The 17,195-nt window shown below is 63.6% G+C and carries 17 protein-coding genes; 10 read left to right on the top strand and 7 right to left on the bottom strand.

Annotation, left to right across the window (positions count from 1 at the left end; all coding sequences use genetic code 11):
- Positions 1–824: 824 nt before the first annotated feature.
- The 3 genes from rpsT to mutM all read right to left on the bottom strand — a co-directional run bounded on the left by rpsT (position 825) and on the right by mutM (position 3,107).
- Positions 825–1,091, bottom strand: a complete 267-nt coding sequence (gene rpsT / locus QM996_RS19005) for a 30S ribosomal protein S20 (RefSeq protein WP_034797494.1) — start codon at positions 1,089–1,091, stop codon at positions 825–827.
- Positions 1,092–1,392: 301 nt separating this feature from the next.
- The gene (locus tag QM996_RS19000) at positions 1,393–2,166 is read right to left on the bottom strand and encodes an enoyl-CoA hydratase (protein WP_500268756.1); all 774 of its coding nucleotides are present in this window, start codon (positions 2,164–2,166) and stop codon (positions 1,393–1,395) included.
- Between the two features lie 50 nt (positions 2,167–2,216).
- Positions 2,217–3,107 (bottom strand): Fpg/Nei family DNA glycosylase, encoded by an 891-nt coding sequence (mutM, locus tag QM996_RS18995; protein ID WP_500268755.1) that lies wholly within the window; start codon positions 3,105–3,107, stop codon positions 2,217–2,219.
- Between the two features lie 173 nt (positions 3,108–3,280).
- Here mutM and ubiE point away from each other — a divergent pair, with 173 nt between their 5' ends.
- From ubiE to QM996_RS18955, 8 genes are all read left to right on the top strand, one after another.
- On the top strand, positions 3,281–4,057 hold the full coding sequence (gene ubiE, locus QM996_RS18990; RefSeq protein WP_500268754.1) for a class I SAM-dependent methyltransferase: 777 nt from the start codon (positions 3,281–3,283) through the stop codon (positions 4,055–4,057).
- A gap of 5 nt (positions 4,058–4,062) precedes the next feature.
- Positions 4,063–5,637 (top strand): 2-polyprenylphenol 6-hydroxylase, encoded by a 1,575-nt coding sequence (ubiB, locus tag QM996_RS18985; protein WP_500268753.1) that lies wholly within the window; start codon positions 4,063–4,065, stop codon positions 5,635–5,637.
- A 228-nt stretch (positions 5,638–5,865) separates the two neighbouring features.
- Complete coding sequence (locus QM996_RS18980; protein WP_500268752.1) at positions 5,866–6,393, top strand: GNAT family protein; 528 nt, start codon at positions 5,866–5,868, stop codon at positions 6,391–6,393.
- 173 nt (positions 6,394–6,566) lie between these two features.
- Positions 6,567–6,827 (top strand): hypothetical protein, encoded by a 261-nt coding sequence (locus QM996_RS18975; protein ID WP_500268751.1) that lies wholly within the window; start codon positions 6,567–6,569, stop codon positions 6,825–6,827.
- A 169-nt stretch (positions 6,828–6,996) separates the two neighbouring features.
- The gene (locus tag QM996_RS18970; protein WP_500268750.1) at positions 6,997–7,776 is read left to right on the top strand and encodes a Rossmann-fold NAD(P)-binding domain-containing protein; all 780 of its coding nucleotides are present in this window, start codon (positions 6,997–6,999) and stop codon (positions 7,774–7,776) included.
- 481 nt (positions 7,777–8,257) lie between these two features.
- Positions 8,258–8,851 (top strand): ankyrin repeat domain-containing protein, encoded by a 594-nt coding sequence (locus QM996_RS18965; protein WP_500270356.1) that lies wholly within the window; start codon positions 8,258–8,260, stop codon positions 8,849–8,851.
- A gap of 109 nt (positions 8,852–8,960) precedes the next feature.
- A complete protein-coding gene (locus QM996_RS18960) occupies positions 8,961–9,428 on the top strand; it encodes a nucleoside deaminase (protein WP_500268749.1) in 468 nt (155 codons plus the stop codon).
- A 267-nt stretch (positions 9,429–9,695) separates the two neighbouring features.
- The gene (locus QM996_RS18955) at positions 9,696–10,964 is read left to right on the top strand and encodes an MFS transporter (RefSeq protein ID WP_500268748.1); all 1,269 of its coding nucleotides are present in this window, start codon (positions 9,696–9,698) and stop codon (positions 10,962–10,964) included.
- Between the two features lie 5 nt (positions 10,965–10,969).
- Here QM996_RS18955 and QM996_RS18950 read toward each other — a convergent pair whose 3' ends face one another.
- Entirely contained in the window at positions 10,970–11,749 is a 780-nt protein-coding gene (locus QM996_RS18950; protein WP_500268747.1) for a bestrophin-like domain, read from the bottom strand.
- A 202-nt stretch (positions 11,750–11,951) separates the two neighbouring features.
- Here QM996_RS18950 and QM996_RS18945 point away from each other — a divergent pair, with 202 nt between their 5' ends.
- Positions 11,952–12,854 carry a cation diffusion facilitator family transporter gene (locus tag QM996_RS18945; RefSeq protein WP_500268746.1) on the top strand — a complete coding sequence of 301 codons (903 nt, stop codon included), beginning with the start codon at positions 11,952–11,954 and terminating at the stop codon, positions 12,852–12,854.
- Positions 12,855–12,862: 8 nt separating this feature from the next.
- On the opposite strand, the gene QM996_RS18940 is transcribed toward QM996_RS18945, so the two are convergent.
- Both QM996_RS18940 and QM996_RS18935 read right to left on the bottom strand, forming a co-directional pair.
- Complete coding sequence (locus tag QM996_RS18940; protein ID WP_500268745.1) at positions 12,863–14,443, bottom strand: ABC-F family ATP-binding cassette domain-containing protein; 1,581 nt, start codon at positions 14,441–14,443, stop codon at positions 12,863–12,865.
- Positions 14,397–14,693, bottom strand: coding sequence for a hypothetical protein (locus QM996_RS18935; protein ID WP_500268744.1), 297 nt, complete (start codon positions 14,691–14,693; stop codon positions 14,397–14,399). The genes QM996_RS18940 and QM996_RS18935 overlap by 47 nt, the downstream gene beginning before the upstream one ends.
- Positions 14,694–14,825: 132 nt before the next feature.
- Here QM996_RS18935 and coaBC point away from each other — a divergent pair, with 132 nt between their 5' ends.
- On the top strand, positions 14,826–16,046 hold the full coding sequence (gene coaBC, locus QM996_RS18930) for a bifunctional phosphopantothenoylcysteine decarboxylase/phosphopantothenate--cysteine ligase CoaBC (protein ID WP_500268743.1): 1,221 nt from the start codon (positions 14,826–14,828) through the stop codon (positions 16,044–16,046).
- 252 nt (positions 16,047–16,298) lie between these two features.
- On the opposite strand, the gene QM996_RS18925 is transcribed toward coaBC, so the two are convergent.
- Positions 16,299–17,105 (bottom strand): class II glutamine amidotransferase, encoded by an 807-nt coding sequence (locus QM996_RS18925; protein WP_500268742.1) that lies wholly within the window; start codon positions 17,103–17,105, stop codon positions 16,299–16,301.
- Positions 17,106–17,195 lie beyond the last annotated feature (90 nt).

The raw sequence follows: 17,195 nt of genomic DNA, 5'->3' as shown, positions 1-17,195 counted from the left end.
AGTCGACGCCGGGCTCCTCATCTCCCGCCTCGCTGCGCGCTACGCGCATCCGCCCGCCTTGTGGCCGGAGGATGTCCCCTCGCGCCTCTTGTCAACAATCCTCCGGTGCGCTTCCCGCACCGCCTCGGATCCTCCTCCTCGTCAACAGCTCTTCGCACCCTCGTACGAAGCGTCGAGCCGCGCGTTGGACCTTTGCCGTCCGCCGGGTGCCGCTTGCACCCGCCGTCGACACATGAGCACCCCGTCACAACCATAGGACGAAAGCTTCTCATCCGGAGTGGAACGAACCATCCGGTTTTTCACCTTCGACTTGTCTGATTGAACGACGCGGAGCCGCCCTGATACAAAGGACAGAAACATCGAAACCATTTCTTCGAAATGGCGTCTTCTGCTTCCTTTACAGATGTGGTCCGTGTCCCCTGTGGAGGGCATTTAGGCAGGATCGATGGGCAAGATCAATCGCGATTTTTAAGCAACCTTAAGCACTGACCGTTGACTCTCAGCCTGCCTTTTGCTTGCCGCATTCCGAGTCCGCGAAGAATCGCTGTTGAATCAAGGGTTTTGATTTTTCGGCCTTTGCTTAGCTGGCGAAAAAGAAAAAAAATAAAAAATCGCTTGACTCATTCCGGGGTCAGAGGCGCCCCAGCCAGAGACATCCTTTTGATAAGGACCTCTCGTAAGTTATTGAATTCGTTTCAAAAATTTTGTCATCGCACTGACACAAGGTAATACTGCCGGATTAACCATCGCGATGACAGAAGTATGAATCCGAAAAGCCCGGCGCAAGGGCCGGGCTTTTCGTTAACAGATTTTTCTTAGCCGGATTAGGCCGAAAGCGACTTCACGCGCTGCGCGAGACGCGAAACTTTGCGCGATGCAGTGTTGGCGTGCAGGACGCCCTTGGTGGCTGCGCGCATCAGCTCGGGCTGAGCTGCCTTGAGCGCTGCGGCTGCAACTGCCTGATCGCCGGTTGCGATCGCTTCTTCGACCTTGCGGATGAAGTTACGAACGCGCGAACGACGGGCCTTGTTCACTGCGGTGCGGCGTGCGATCTTGCGGGTCGCCTTTTTCGCCGAAGTTGTATTGGCCATTGGTGCCTCTCTTCGAAAACTGACATTAACTCCGCCTTCGCCGTGCCGGGTCACTGCGACCTGTCATCAAAGCAATTCGGGAGTATTTCCGGAAAGCCCAGAATGGCGTTCCAAACTGAGGGCGGCGTATAGCGGGAAACGGCCGCCCCGTCAACGCGCAATTTCCAGAATCTGCGAGTCCCCTTTGGCTTGGATCACGATGGTCTTGGGTTTGAGCGACCCAAAACCATAACGTGGTCGTTCCTCACAAGCTTGAGCGGGATGCGGACGGAAAACCGCGCACACTTTTCCTCATCCCGCTCTAGCGGTGTTTGAACTCCGGCTTGCGCTTGGCGACAAAGGCGGCCATGCCCTCCTTCTGGTCTTCGGTCGCAAACAGCGAGTGGAAGAGCCGCCGTTCGAAACGAAGTCCCTCGGCGAGCGTCAGCTCCAGCGAGCGGTTCACCGCCTCCTTCGCCATGATGACTGCCGGCAGCGAGAAGGATGCGATCTTCTCGGCAGCCGCCAGCGCTTCCTCCATCAGTTTCTCCGGCGCCACCACACGCGAAACGAGTCCCGCGCGTTCCGCCTCCGCCGCATCCATCATGCGGCCGGTCAGAACCAGGTCCATCGCCTTCGCCTTGCCGACGGCACGCGTCAGGCGCTGCGAGCCGCCCATGCCGGGAATGACGCCGAGGGTGATTTCGGGCTGGCCGAATTTCGCCGTCTCGGAGGCGATGATGAAGTCGCACATCATCGCCAGTTCGCAGCCACCGCCGAGCGCATAACCGGAGACGGCTGCGATCACAGGCTTGCGCGCCGCGGCCACCTGGTCCCAGCCGCCGATGAAGTCGCCGAGATAGCTGTCGACGAAATCGAGCGACTGCATCTCCTTGATGTCGGCGCCGGCGGCAAAGGCCTTTTCCGAGCCGGTGACGACGACGGCGCCGATCTCCTTGTCGGCGTCGAAGGCTTTCAGCGCTGCGGCAAGCTCGCGCATCACGGTCGAGTTCAGCGCATTCAGCGCCTGCGGACGATTGAGCGTCACGAGGCCGACGCGGCCGCGCGTTTCGACCAGCAGCGTTTCGTAGGTCATTCCTGTTTCCTCCGGTTCATGTGAGACGCCAGGCCGCAGACGGCCGGCGTTCATTTCTGGCAATGCGGGCAATAGAAGGTTGAGCGGCCCGCCTGCACGATACGGGCGACCGTACCGTTGCAGCCCGGCGTGCGGCAAGCCTCTCCTTCGCGGTCGTAGACGGAGAAGGAGTGCTGGAAGTACCCCAGCGATCCGTCCGCCTGGATATGGTCCTTCAGCGACGAGCCGCCGGCGGCGATGGCGTCGGCGATGACCTCGCGGATCGCATCCGTCAGTCTGAGGAGCGCGTCTTTCGGCTTGCCGCGCTTGTCGACGAGTTCCCCCGCGGGCTTCAAGGGAGACAGATGTGAGCGCCAGAGCGCCTCGCAGACATAGATATTGCCGAGACCGGCGATGTTCTTCTGGTCGAGCAATGCTGCCTTCAGCGGCTGCGCCTTGCCGGAAAAGCGCGCGGCAAGATAGGCGGCATCAAGCGCGTTTCCGGTCGGCTCCTCGCCAAGCGCGCGGAAATAGGCGTGGCTTGCCACCGTGTCGCGGCGGGCAAGATCCATGAAGCCAAAACGGCGCGGGTCGTTGTAGATCACCCGCACCGGGCCGTCGGCACCATCGAGATGGAAAATGACGTGATCGTGCTTCTCGTCCTTGCCGCGCGGATGATGAAACTCGCCCGGCGTCGCCGCGGCCGACCCTGCCTCGATACGGAAGGAACCGGACATGCCGAGATGGGCAATGATCACGTCACCCGCTTCCAGATCGATCATCAGATACTTCGCCCGGCGCGACAGCGAGACGATGCGCTGGCCGGCAACGGTCGAGCAAAAATTCTCCGGAAACGGAAAACGCAGGTCCGCCCGGCGCAACTCCGCATTGACGATCCGCGCGCCCTCCATGGTCGGCGCCAGGCCGCGCTTGACAGTTTCGACCTCGGGCAACTCCGGCATAAATGCACTCCTGCGATCTCAGCCACCGGGATGCGGCGACTGGCATTTCCTTGGCGGCCTTCTTATCCTATAGGGGTGCGCTATGCCGCAGGCGCGGTCCCGTCCACGAGATAGCGCGGATGGGGCCTTTTCGCTATGGTGCCGGAAAAATTGGTTCAGATGGAGTTCTTCGTATGACGGATCAGCGCGTATCGGCCGATGGCGGCATGGAAACATCCTTCGGTTTCCGCAACGTCGACGCCGGCGAAAAGCAGCCGCTCGTCAACGACGTATTCCACAAGGTGGCGAAGCGCTACGACATCATGAACGACGTGATGTCGGCCGGCCTGCACCGCGCCTGGAAGGACGCGATGATCGCCGCGCTCAACCCGCCGCGCCGCGAAGACTATAGGGTGCTGGACGTTGCCGGCGGCACCGGTGACATCGCCTTCCGCATCATCGAGGCGTCCGACCGCAAGGCGCACGCGACCGTGCTTGACATCAACGGCTCGATGCTCGCCGTCGGCGCCGAACGGGCGGAGAAGAAGAAGCTTTCCGCCAATCTCGATTTCGTCGAGGCCAATGCCGAGGAACTGCCCTTCGAGGCGAATTCCTTCGATGCCTATACGATCGCCTTCGGCATCCGCAACGTGCCGCGCATCGACGTGGCGCTGAAGGAGGCATACCGCGTGCTGAAGCGCGGTGGTCGCCTCCTGGTATTGGAATTCTCCGAAGTGGAGATGCCGCTGCTCGATCGCTTCTATGACGCCTGGTCGTTCAATGCGATCCCGAAGTTCGGCAAGCTGATCACCGGCGACGAGGCTCCCTACCAGTATCTGGTGGAATCGATCCGCAAGTTCCCGAACCAGCGCGACTTCGCCACCATGATCAAGGAAGCCGGCTTCTCGCGCGTCTCCTTCACCAATTACACCGGCGGCATCGCAGCGCTGCATTCCGGCTGGAAAATCTGATCCCGATGAGCACGCCTGGAGCATATGTCCGCCTCGCGCGGATCGGCTGGGTTCTCGTGCGCGAAGGCGTCGTCTCGGCCGTCCCCACGGAGCATCTGCCGCCCTTCGCCCGTTTCGCTCAGAAGGTGGCCGGACTGCTCGCGCGCCGCAGGGTGCCGGGAGAAGAGCGCAGCGACCGGTTGTCGCGCGCCGTCGCCCGCCTCGGCCCCTCCTATGTGAAGATCGGCCAGTTCCTGGCGACCCGCCCCGACGTCGTCGGCGCGGAGTTTGCCGCCGACCTGTCGCTGTTGCAGGACCGCATGGCGACCTTCCCCCGGAGCGAGGCGAAGGCTGCGATCGAAGGCTCGCTCGGCCGTCTGCTCGACGACCTTTACGCGGAATTCTCCGAGCCGATGGCGGCCGCCTCGATCGCGCAGGTGCATCCCGCCGTCGTCATGCGCGACGGTAAGCCGGAGAAGGTCGCGGTCAAGGTCATTCGCCCCGGCGTTCGCCAGCGCTTCGCTTTCGACATCGAGGCCATGTATCTCGTCAGCCGCATGCAGGAGCGCTTTCTGCCCTATACGCGGCGGCTGAAGCCGGTCGAGGTGACCAAGACGCTTGAGCAGACGACCAAGGTCGAAATGGACCTTCGCCTGGAGGCGGCAGCCCTTTCCGAACTCGGCGAGAACACCAAGGACGATTCCGGTTTTCGAGTGCCGAAGGTCGACTGGGAACGGACCGGCCGCGATGTCGTCACCATGGAGTGGATCGACGGCGTCAAGATGTCGGATATCGAGGGGTTGAAGGCGGCCGGCCACGACCTCAATACGCTGGCCGAAACGCTGATCCAGTCCTTCCTGCGCCACACGCTGCGCGACGGCTTCTTCCATGCCGACATGCACCAGGGCAATCTCTTCGTCGACGATGCCGGCCATATCGTCGCCGTCGACATGGGTATCGTCGGAAGACTTGGAAAGAAGGAGCGCCGCTTCCTGGCGGAGATTCTGTTCGGCTTCATCACCCGCGACTACCAGCGCGTCGCCGACGTGCATTTCGAGGCGGGCTACGTACCTTCGCACCACGATGCGGCGAGCTTCGCCCAGGCGATCCGCGCGATCGGCGAGCCGATCCACGGCCAGCCGGCCGAAACCATTTCGATGGCGAAGCTTCTCACCCTGCTCTTCGAGGTCACCGAACTCTTCGACATGCAGACGCGCCCTGAACTCGTGATGCTGCAGAAGACCATGGTGGTCGTCGAGGGGGTCGCGCGCACCCTCAATCCGCGTTTCAACATGTGGAAGGCCTCCGAACCGGTCGTCGGCAAGTGGATCCGCGACAATCTCGGACCGAAACGCATCGTCACCGATTTGCGCGACGGCCTGCATGCGGCACTGCGGCTTGCGGAGGCCGCCCCCGAAATCGCCGCCCGCACGGAAAAGTTCTCCAGCGAGATCATGGCAATGAGCGCAAATGGCCTGCGCTTCGACGCGGAGACCGCGCATGCGATCGGCAAGGCGGAAGCCAGACACACGCGCTCCGGCCGTGTGGCGCTGTGGCTGATCGCCGCCACGCTCGTCTACATCGCCTGGCAGGTGACCTGATCGGCCTTCACGCCGGGCATTCGGCGCGTTCTGCGGACTTGTCTTTCCACTTTCGCTTGCTATTCTTCCGCCATGGACAATCGCTCGACGATCGCAATGGTGCTTTGCACGCATACCCCAGGGGTGTGCGGGAGACCTGTTGCGCTAAGCTAAGCGAAAAGTCCCCCACCAACCCTGCCGAGGCGAGCAGGGTTGGGTCCTGTTTCCTCGGACGAAAGAGAGGAAACAATGACCGAAACGCACGCTCCTCCTGAAATCAGCATCCGCGCGGCCCGCGTCGTCGACTGGGAGGCCGTTGCCGCCCTGATGAGCCAGCCGGGCATCCGCTCCGGAACACTCCGCTTGCCCTTTTCCACCCCGGAGCAGACACGCAAGTGGATGGAAACCCGATCGGATAACGACACGGTCATCGTTGCCGAACGCGCCGGTCGGATCGTCGGCATGGCGGGCCTGCATCGCAGCAAGGGACGGCGCCACCATTCGGCTGCCCTCGGCATCAGCGTCGACGACAATCACCGTGGCGAAGGAATTGGTAAGTCCCTGCTTACAGCCTTGATCGACGCTGCCGACAACTGGCTGGGTATCAACCGCATCGAACTCACCGTGTTCACCGACAACGAGCCTGCGATTGCACTCTACCGCAAGGCGGGCTTCGAGATGGAGGGCACGCACCGGGCCTATGCGCTCAGGAACGGCGTGCTGGCGGACGTTTTCGCCATGGCGCGTATCCGTACGCCAGCGGCACAGCGCGTCTAGCCGAAAGCCCCGAACTTCGGCGGCCGACAACCGCTACAGCCGGCGGATCGCGGTCCTCCGCAACCGCCGGCTTCAGCCTGTTCCATCCGGAACTGCGAATATATCGGCCCCATGCGATCTTTTCCTCATGGATGACGAAGATTCATCCCAACCAACCCAGAGGAGAGAACATCATGCGCAAGTTCATCATCGCAGCCGCTGTTGCCGTCACCGCCGCCGTCTCCTTTGCCGCCCCGTCTGAGGCCGGCGGTTTCTCGATCGGCTTCAGCGACGGCCACTACGGCCATGGCTGGGGCGGACATATCGGCTATGTCGGCGACTACTACGGCGGGCCCTACTACTACGAAGAAGAGCCCTATTGCTTCATCAAGAAGGTCAAGCGCTACGACCACTACGGCAACGTCTACTTCAAGAAGATTCGCATCTGCCGTTGATTTTCGGCAAGAAGGGCGCGGGGCAGAAAGCCCGGCCGGTTCTCCGGCCGGGCTTTTCCGTTGTCCGCCTTCGTGATTTGCCGACAGTCAATTCGATTCCGCTTCGCGCGAAACTGTAGTAGCTCCAAGTCCTGGTCATTCTTGAATTCCACATCGAGGAGAAGCGGTCATGGATCTTGGTATTGCTGGAAAACGGGCGCTGGTGCTCGGCGGCAGCAAGGGCTTGGGCCGCGGTATCGCCGAGGCGCTGGCAAACGAAGGCGTCACCGTTGCATTGACCGGTCGCGATGCCGCATCGGCGGCCAAGGTGGCAAGCGACATCGGCCCGTCGGCCCGGGGCTACGCGCTCGACCTCTCGAAATCTGAAATGCTCGACGGCCTGCTGGATCAGCTCGAAGCCGATTTCGGCGCGATCGACATTCTGGTGCTGAATGGCGGCGGACCGCCGCCTTCGGCGGCCTCGACGATCGAACCCGAATTCTGGCGCGCGCAATTCGAAACCATGGTGCTGGCCGGCATGCGCATCACCGGACGCCTGCTGCCTCATATGCGCGAGCAGCAGTTCGGACGCATCATCGCCGTCGCCTCCACCAGCATCCGCGAGCCGATCGTCGGGCTGACCGCCTCGAACGCGCTCAGAAGTGCGGTCGCCGGCTGGCTGAAGACGCTTGCCGGCGAGGTCGCAGCCGATGGCGTGACCGTCAACCTGCTCCTGCCGGGGCGGCTTGCCACCGACCGCACGCTGAGTTTCGACCGGATGGATGCGGAGAGCGAAGGCGTCGATATCGCAACGGTCGCGGCGCGCAGTCAGCGGGAGATCCCGCTCGGACGCTATGGCACACCGGCGGAATTCGGGGCAGCCGCCGCTTTCCTCGCCAGCCGTCAGGCAAGCTACGTCACCGGCGTTGCGCTCCCGGTCGACGGCGGCCTCAGCCGCTCGATGCTCTGACGCAGCTCGGACCTATTCACTGTGGCAGGTGTGATCCAATCGTCAGATCACACCCCGCCGACAGCCTGTCTCCTCGACCTCGATTTAAGGAGGACATGCAGCCGACCGCTGCCGGCAACTCATTCAGATTTCCACTTTCAGTCATTCATACATTTAATTTCCAAATGGATGCTCCGCCACCTATCGTCGGCGCGGAGGGGCAATGCCGGGCGCGGGACACGCTCGGCAGTGCGTGTCTTGCGCCCTTGAAAAGGTCACGGACCAGCTCAAGTAAGCACGGGATCGCAATGAGCGAGAGCGGTACCAGGCGCAACCACTCCCAGGTTCCGAACCCGCTCTCAACCGAAATCGCTGCGGTCGGTCGGCACGTCCGACCGATCGGCATGATCGGAAAGACGAAATGCGACCAAGACTTTTCGGCTCGCTGGTCGGCGCATCGATTGCCGCCCTCAGCCTTTCACCTGCAGCCGTGGGGGCGTCAATGCTCGAAACCCAACTGATTTCTGCTGCCGAAGCCGGTGATGCGGATAAGATCAAATCGCTGCTGCAGCAAGGCGCGAGCGTCGAGACCCGCGATGCCAGCGGCGCAACGGCCCTGCTTGTCGCCACTCATGAAAACCGCGTCGATGCGGCGCGCGCCCTGATCGAGGCCGGCGCCGACGTCAACGCCAAGGACAAGATCCAGGACAGTCCCTATCTCTACGCCGGCGCCCGTGGCCATCTCGCAATCCTGAAGCTGACGCTCGCGAATGGCGCCAACCTCAAGAGCACGAACCGCTACGGCGGCACGGCACTCATCCCGGCGTCCGAGCGCGGCCATGTCGAGACCGTCAAGACGCTGATCGAAGCCGGCGTCGACGTCGATCACATCAATCGGCTCGGCTGGACGGCGCTGCTCGAGGCGATCATCCTCGGCACCGGTGGCGAAAAGCACACCGAAATCGTGCGGCTGCTGATCAAGGCCGGCGCCGACGTCAACCTTGCCGACGGCGACGGCGTCAGCCCGCTGAGCCATGCGCGCCAGCGCGGCTACGACCGCATCGAAAAGCCGCTGGTCGACGCCGGCGCCCGTTAGACCATCTCGCTCATGGAACCGGCGGAACGATCGAACCTCTGAATTTACGCAATTCCGGACGGAAAGCCGCTTCACACTTTTCCAGGAATTGCTCTAGCGGGAGTCTCCCATGAACCAGGAACAGACCTATCTGGCCGAGGCGGTAACGCTCGCCCGTCGCAACATCGAGAAAGGCGGTCGCCCCTTCGGCGCGGTCGTCGTCAAGGACGGCGAGATCGTCGGCCGCGGCGTCAACGAGATGCTGTCGACCGGGGACCCGACTTCGCATGCGGAACTCAACGCGCTGCGCGCCGCCGCTCAAAATCTTCGTTCCCCGCGGCTCGAAGGTGCCGCTGTATACGCCAGCGGCCAGCCTTGCCCGATGTGTCTGGCGGCGATGCGCATGGCTGGGATCACCGAGATCGCCTATGCGAATTCGAACGTCGATGCCGAACCTTTTGGCCTGTCGACCGCGGCGATCTACGCCGAACTGGCAAAGCCGCTTGCCGAGCAGGCGATGCGCTTCCGCCATGTGCCGGTCGACACCGACGCGGTGCCGCTCTATGCGGCTTGGCAGGAACGGCAGGGGACGAAATAGCCGGCAGCCCAATACCGGGAGCAAGCGCAGCCGCGGCATTGCGAGACCGTCCCGAGGTGGCCACGACCGGTGGCCGCCTCGGTTTTCTGTACAGGTCCAAGCGGAGTGGGGAAGCCAGTGCCCTTGCCGATTCATCGGCTGACGATGGCTGATCCCCCTTGCCTTGTACACGCGCTGGATGTAGTCGCAAAGGGAAACTCGCGTACGATCTCCCTCGTTCCGCATTCCGCAAGGAGCGGAGCGACCTCCAGCCTGCAGGTGCCTGCGATGAATGCCTATTCCGAAAACGCCGGCCGGCGTGTTGCGCTGCTTCTCATCGCGGGCTCCGGCGCGGTGACGATCGCCAAGGGCATGAGCCTGACGTTCCTGGCGATCCGCCTGCAGCGTGATTTTGGTCTCAGTCCCGCAGGTATCGGCGCCCTGATCGGTGCCGGCCCGCTGCTCGGCGCAATCGTCAGCCCTTTTGCCGGCACGCTGTCCGACCGCATCGGCCGAAAAGGGGTGCTGACCGCAGCGCTTCTCATGGCCGGCCTGGCGCTGGCAGGGCTCGGGTTGGCGCAATCGATCGCGGCTTTCGCGTTGGCGCACATCGTTTCCGCCGTGGCCGCCGCCGTCTATGAACCGGTTGCACGTGCCCTGATGAGCGACGCGGCGCCGGCGCATCTGCGCCTCAAGGTCTTCTCCTGGCGCTATCTCGCCATCAATGCCGGCTGGGCCATCGGGCCGTTGATCGGCGTATGGGTGGGCGCCGCCTATTCGACGCTCTTCGTCAGCGCCGGCGTCATGCATGCAGCCTTCGGCCTGACACTCTTCCTGACGGTACCCGAAGCCGCCAGCAGGCAGATGATGCAAACCAAGGGGGCATCACAGGCAGCCGATGGCTGGCGCGGACTTGTTACCGCCCTACGCGACCGGCGGCTGGTCTTCTTCGTGATCGGCGGCACTTTGCTGCTCGCCGTTCATGGTCAGTGGTCGGTGACCCTGTCGCAGTATCTCAACACCGGTTTCGAGGATGGCGTCACGCTCTTCGCGCTCCTGGTTTCGACCAATGCTGCAACGGTGCTGATCGCCAGCACGCCGGCTCGATTCGTCATCGAGAGGATCGGTGCGCTGCCGGCGCTGTCGCTCGGCTGCCTCTTGTTTCTGATTGGCGAAATCGGTTTCGCAGCCTCGTCCGAGGCGGAAATGCTCGTCGCCTCGATGATCCTCTTCACCATCGGCGAGGTGCTCGTCGTGCCCTCGGAATATGTGTTGGTCGACGGTATTTCCAATGCCGGCAACCGGGGCACCTATTTCGGTGCGCACTCGCTGTCGTCGGTTGGAAATTTCCTCGGGCCGCTCATAGGCGGCCTCGCACTTGGCGCCGTCGGGGGCGCCGGCATGTTCCTGCTGTTCGCGCTGCTTGCGGCGGCCAGCGCGCTTCTGTTTGCGATCGGTCACTCCATGCCGCCGCCGCGCCCCGGGGCCGCACGTGCCGATGCGTCCGACAGTGGCGCCCTCCACGGGGGCCTTCTGCGGCTGGGTCAATTCGCGTAGCGCCGCTATCCGCCGTTTGTTGGCCGCGACGCGCTGATCTGCTGCTGCACCCGCTCGAGCGGCCCCGGGGCGAGGGCAGCCGGGGGCTGGTACGGATTGGAGAAGGCATAGATCAGGAACAGGATGATACCGGTATAGGCGCCGAAGAGACAAAGCAGCAGCAGATTGCGCCGCATCGGCGGGAAGGAATAATAGGCAAGCGCAATGAAGATGACGCCGGAAAGTGCCGCGAACCAGAAGATGCTGTCGATCGAGTCCGCGACGTTGCTTTCCCGCTTGGTTCGGCTTTGCGATATGTCATGCAGGCGCTCCAGCATCTGGCTGCGCAGGCTTTCCTGGCGCTTGTCGGCCGGCACGAGGTTCAGCACCTGCTGGTAGGCACGATCCCATTGAACCCAGGCCTCAGATGACAGCCGCCCCTTGTCCGCCAGCAACTGCCATTCGCCATCGATCACCTCTGCCGCATAGGCGGCGATCGCCTGCTGGATCGGCGTCTTGATGGCTTCGCCATAACGTTCGGCATCGTAGAAAATGTCGGCGATCGCACCAGCTTCCGTCGCCATCTCGTACTTGAGCTGCTGGTACTCGACCATCTCCTGCGCGAAGACGAGCGCGAGGATCAGGCCGTGCAGCGCCGAGATACGGAAAATGACCGAACTCGCAAGTTCCTTTTCGTGCCCTTCCGCCTCGCCGCCCATGATCAGCCGCATGAGGAAATAGGCCGCGAGCGTCAGGCCGACCGTACCCAAGACAAACAGGGCACCAAGAAACATTTCGCCAATCATTTCCCCTCCACGTCCTTCGCATGGGTGACCACCTCCGGCGATACTGAGCGTGCAGCCCTCGAAACACAACGCTGAGCTTTATTGGCGCGTGCGCGCGCCGACTGTCCTACGAAGGGGCGAAACGCTATGTTTGCATTGGCCGCCACCATTTCGCACCGCCAGCCCTACGGCACCACACCGAAACAGGAGTAAAAACAACGCCATGACGGCTCCGACCGAACAGACCGTGCTCAAACGATCGATCGCCGCGACCATCGTCGTCGGCACGACGGGCGTGCTGTTCGGCCTGTTGTCCGGATCGGTCTCGATCGTGTTCGATGGGGTGTTCTCCGCCGTCGACGCCTCCATGACGCTGCTCGCGCTTGGCGTGACGCGACTGATCCCGAAGCAGAGCAAGCGGTTCCAGATGGGCTTCTGGCACATCGAACCCATGGTGCTGCTCTTCAATGCCGGGCTGCTGACGCTGCTTTCGTTCTACGCGATGGTCAACGCCGTAGGGTCAATTCTGTCGGGCGGCAACCACCTCGCCTTCGACTGGGCGATCGCCTATGCCGCCGTCGTCGTCGTGATCTGCCTCGGCATGTTCTTCTACATACGCCGGGCAAACCGGCCGATCGGTTCGGAGTTCCTAGCGCTCGACGTGCGGGCCTGGGCGATGTCCGGCGTGATCACGGCCGCCCTCCTGATCGCGTTCCTGACCGCGGCCACGCTGAAGGGCACGGCTTACGAGCACTGGACGCCCTATGTCGACCCGACGATCCTGATCGTGCTGACGCTCTGCCTGATCCCGCTGCCGATCCGCACGGTCTTCCAGGCATTGAAGGAGATCTTCCTGGTCGCGCCCGCCGAACTCGACGAGCGCGTGCGCCAGGCGGCCGCCAACGCTGCCGCGCGCCACGGCTTTGCCGATTATCGCACCTATGTCGCCAAGGTCGGCCGTTCCAAGACGATCGAGATCTATCTGATCGGTACGCCGGAAACCAAGGTCGGCACGCTTGCCGAGCTCGATAGGATCCGTGCCGAGATCGGTGAAGAGATCGGCGACCCCGGCCACGACCGCTGGCTGACGATCGCCTTTACCGGCGAAGCGCGCTGGGCGGAGTAGTTCCCCCCTCAGGAAAGCTCGATGCGCCGCGTGACCCCGATCGCCTCCAGAAAGGCGTGGTCGTGGCTGACGACCAGCAGGGCGCCGTCATAGGCCCGCAAGCCCGCCTCGACCGCCTCGATCGAATCGATGTCCAGATGGTTGGTCGGCTCGTCGAGGATCAGGAGTTGCGGCGGGCTGCTGCCACCGAGCACGCAGGCGAGACCGGCGCGCAGCATCTGGCCGCCGCTGAGGCTCGAAACGATCTGCAGGGCCGCATCCGCCCGGAACATGAAGCGAGCCAGCGCCGCGCGGCAGGTATTCTCGCTTGCTCCAGGGTTGATGCGTCGGAAATTGTCGCGGATCGAGAGCGCGGGATCGAGCAGGCTCACCCGCTGATCGAGCATGGCGTAACCGACCAGGACCTGGACGCTGCCCAACCACGGCTGAAGTTCGCCCGACAACAGCGACAAGAGCGTCGTCTTGCCGGAGCCGTTGCGGCCGGTGAGCGCGACGCGCTCCGGTCCGACGATCGAAAGCGACAGGCGATCGACTACAGGCGTCCCTAGTTCATAGCCCACGCTTGCATCGCTGATCTGCAGCACGCTGCGCCCGGCGGGAAGTCCGGTCGGAGGAAGGCGAACGCTCAGCGGCTGCAGGATCTCGATGCGTTCCCGCGCTTCCGCCAGGTCCCCGATCGCCTGATCGCGCCGGCGTTCGGCCAGGCGGGCATTGTCGCCGCCGGTTTTCTCGCTACGCTCCTTCCTGGCGTCGAGAAGCAGCAACGGTTCGTCTCCTTTGGCGCGCTTGCGGCGGCCGGCGGCATCCTTGCGCGCCTTGCGTTCGGCCGTTTCCTGAGCCTTGCGGTCGACCTCGGCCAGACGTCGCTCGGCATCGGCGAGATCGTGGCGGGCCGAGGCCAGCTCGATCGCCTTGCGCTTGCGGTAGTGGCTCCAGTTGCCGCCATAGGTCGTCGCGCCAAGTGTCGTCAGCTCGACGATCGCGTCCATCGTTTCCAGGAGTTCTCGATCGTGGCTGACGACGATGGCGCCGCCGCGCCAACCGGCCATCAACGCGGCAACGGCGGCTCGCCCTTCACGGTCGAGATTGTTGGTGGGTTCGTCGAGCAGGATGAAATTCGGCTCCTGGAAGACGAGGGCCGCGAGTTTTACGCGCGTCATCTGGCCGCCGGAAAGGGCAGCAAGGCGCGTCTCTGCCGCAGCGTCGAGACCGACGCGGGCGAGCGCTGCTTCCAGCCGCGATTCGAGCGTCCAATCGGCGGCGGCAAGCTCGTCCATACTGGCCAGCCCCTCCTCCGCCCGCTTGAGTACGGCAAGCGCCCTGGAGACGCCGAAGAGGTCGGCGACGGTCTCATCGGCCGCGATCTGCATCGTCTGGCTCAAGACGCCAAGGCTGCCTTCGACAGCGACCTTGCCTGTCTGCGGCACCAGCGAACCTTCGATCAAGGACAAGAGCGTGGATTTGCCGACGCCGTTGCGTCCGACCAGGCCGGTGCGCAGCGGACCAAAGGTCAGGTCGAGATCGGAAAAGAGGCTTCGGCCCTCAGGCGTGGACCACGAAAGTTGGGAGAGTGAAATCGAAGCAGGCATGGATACGGTTTTCCCTGATGGCAAGACGGTTCGGCTTGGCGGTCAGGGTGAAATCCATCGATGCGTGTATCCTGTTCAAATTTCTATCGGCGTCATAGATAGCATCGAATGCGCCCGTTTCAAGGCGACATTCGAAGCGGCGACGGCCAGACGTCAGGCGTGGCTGCGCGGCTCGGCGCCTTTGCCGAAGGTCAGGCCGAAGGCGCGAATGCTGCGCGCCACCGGCATCGCGGCTGTCGCCTTCGGCCATGCATTGCACCGGGCGGGTCGCTCAAGTAGGTTCCATTTCAGGCAGGCCCGCGAGGCGAGCCGCATCGAGAGGTATCGCGTAAGCCCCGGCGGCCCATGCCGGGCAAGAGGGCGGCCGAAAGGCCGGGTGCAAATGACATTGTCGGGCAAGCGTATTCTCCTGATCATCTCCGGCGGCATTGCGGCTTACAAAAGCCTTGATCTCATTCGGCGCCTGCGCGAACGCGGCGCGAGCGTGCGGCCGGTGATGACGGCCGGCGCGCAGCAATTCGTGACCCCGCTTGCCGTCGGCGCACTTTCGGCCTCGCATGTTTATCTCGACCTCTTTTCGCGCGAGGACGAACAGGATGTCGGCCATATCCGGCTGGCGCGCGAATGCGACCTCGTCGTCGTTGCGCCGGCAACGGCCGACCTGATGGCGAAGATGGCGAACGGCCATGCCGACGATCTGGCCTCCACCATCCTGCTCGCAACCGACCGGCCTGTGCTGGTTGCGCCGGCGATGAACCCGAAGATGTGGGCGCATCCGGCCACGCGCCGCAACCGCGCGACGCTTGCCAGGGACGGCATCCGCTTCATCGGTCCGGAGGCCGGTGAGATGGCGGAGAGCGGCGAGGCCGGCGAAGGCCGCATGAGCGAGCCACTTTCGATTGTGGCAGCCGTCGAGGATCTTCTCGCGGACGCGCCGAAGCCGCTTGCCGGGCGCAACGCCATCGTCACCTCCGGGCCGACGCATGAGCCGATCGATCCGGTGCGCTACATCGCCAACCGCTCCTCCGGCAAGCAGGGCCATGCAATCGCCGCCGCGCTCGCGAAACTGGGCGCAAACGTCACACTGGTCTCCGGCCCGGTGACGATCCCGGATCCGGCAGGTGTGAACGTCGTGCATGTGGAGCGGGCCGAGGAAATGCGCGATGCGGTGCTTGCCGCCCTCCCCGCCGATGTCGCCGTCATGGTTGCCGCCGTTGCCGACTGGCGGGTGGCGACGGCCGCCGGCAACAAGATCAAGAAGAAGCCGGGCGAAGCCCCGCCGCCGCTCCAGCTTGCCGAAAACCCCGATATCCTGAAGACGGTCGGGCATCATGCCAAGCGGCCGAAACTCGTGATCGGCTTTGCCGCCGAGACCGAGAACGTCGCCGATAACGGCCGCGCCAAGCTCGAGCGCAAGGGCGCCGACTTCATCCTCGCCAACGACGTGTCGCCAGCGACCGGCATCATGGGCGGCGACCGCAACAAGGTGAAGCTGATCTCGGCTGCCGGCAACGACGACTGGCCAGAGATGGACAAGGACGCGGTGGCGGAGAAGCTCGCGGCGATGGTTGCGGTTGAGCTGGCGCGGAAAGAACGGGGCTAAACATTCGATCGTCGGGGGCCGATGCCCCTCACCCTAACCCTCTCCCCGCAAGCGGGGCGAGGGGACGTGGCAAACGCGAATGCCCCGCTTTGTGGCGAGGCGGCGGAGGTTCGATCGCTAGAGGGACAAATCGCGAAGGGTTGCTTTACGGTCGAGCGAGCGCCGCGGGTCTCCTTCTCCCCAGGCGGGGAGAAGGTGGCGGCAGCCGGATGAGGGGCCGGCACCTTCCGCTGTGATACTCGATGCGATGCCCTAGGCAAATTGACGAGACTTCGCCGGCGCTCCTTGCGTTGAAAACAACCGGACATCGACGCCGTTTTCGCCGACGATGACCGCCGTGCCGTCGGGAATTTCGACCCAGGCGTTGTCATCGTCGTTGAGCGGCTCGGAGACGAGGCAATAGCCGCCACTCGGGCCCATGGGCGCGGCATAGAGCGTCGGCGCCCTCCAGTCGGAGGCATAGCGCACGGCGTAGAGGTCATGACCGTCGGAGAAAGCGGCGGTGAAACGGACCAAGACTTGCCGCTCAAGGTGCACAGCAAGCTGCTCGACGAAGGCAAGCGCCTCGGCGATCGCGCCCAGCGGATCGCGGTCGAGCCCGAACTGCATGGCAAGCAGGAACAGGAGTTCCGAATCTGTCGTGCCGGTGCGTGCCGAATAGAGGTCGTTGTCGAGCATGCTCTCCATCGGTCGGCGCAGATGCTCGAAGTCGCCGATCTGGCCGTTGTGCATGAAAGACCAGCGGCCGAACACGAAAGGATGACAGTTGTCGCGCCGCGTGCCGCCGCCGGTCGCGGCGCGCACATGGGCGAGGAAGAGCGGCGAGCGGATCTGCCGGGCGATGCTCTTCAAGTTGCAGTCGGACCAGGCCGGCAGGATATCGCGATAGCGCCCGGGCTCCGGGTGATCGCCGTACCAGGCGACGCCGAAGCCGTCGCCATTGGTGGCGGTCTTCGCCCGTGTCGCGCAATGGGACTGTTCGATCAGCGAGTGCGCCGGTGAGGTCACCAGTTCCTCGAGATAGAGCGGCTCCCCGCGATAGGCTGCCCAGCGGCACATGCTGATTTCACTCCAGCTCCGCCCCGTTCACGCAGAGGCGATTCGTTAACCATGACGAAGCACGATGTTCCAACGGAACATGGTAAAAAT

It is taken from the genome of Sinorhizobium chiapasense, from assembly GCF_045277575.1.
Lineage (GTDB): Bacteria > Pseudomonadota > Alphaproteobacteria > Rhizobiales > Rhizobiaceae > Ensifer > Ensifer chiapasense_A.
The sequence above is the reverse complement of the archived record's forward strand: the minus strand, read 5'-3'. Positions and strand labels throughout refer to the sequence as shown.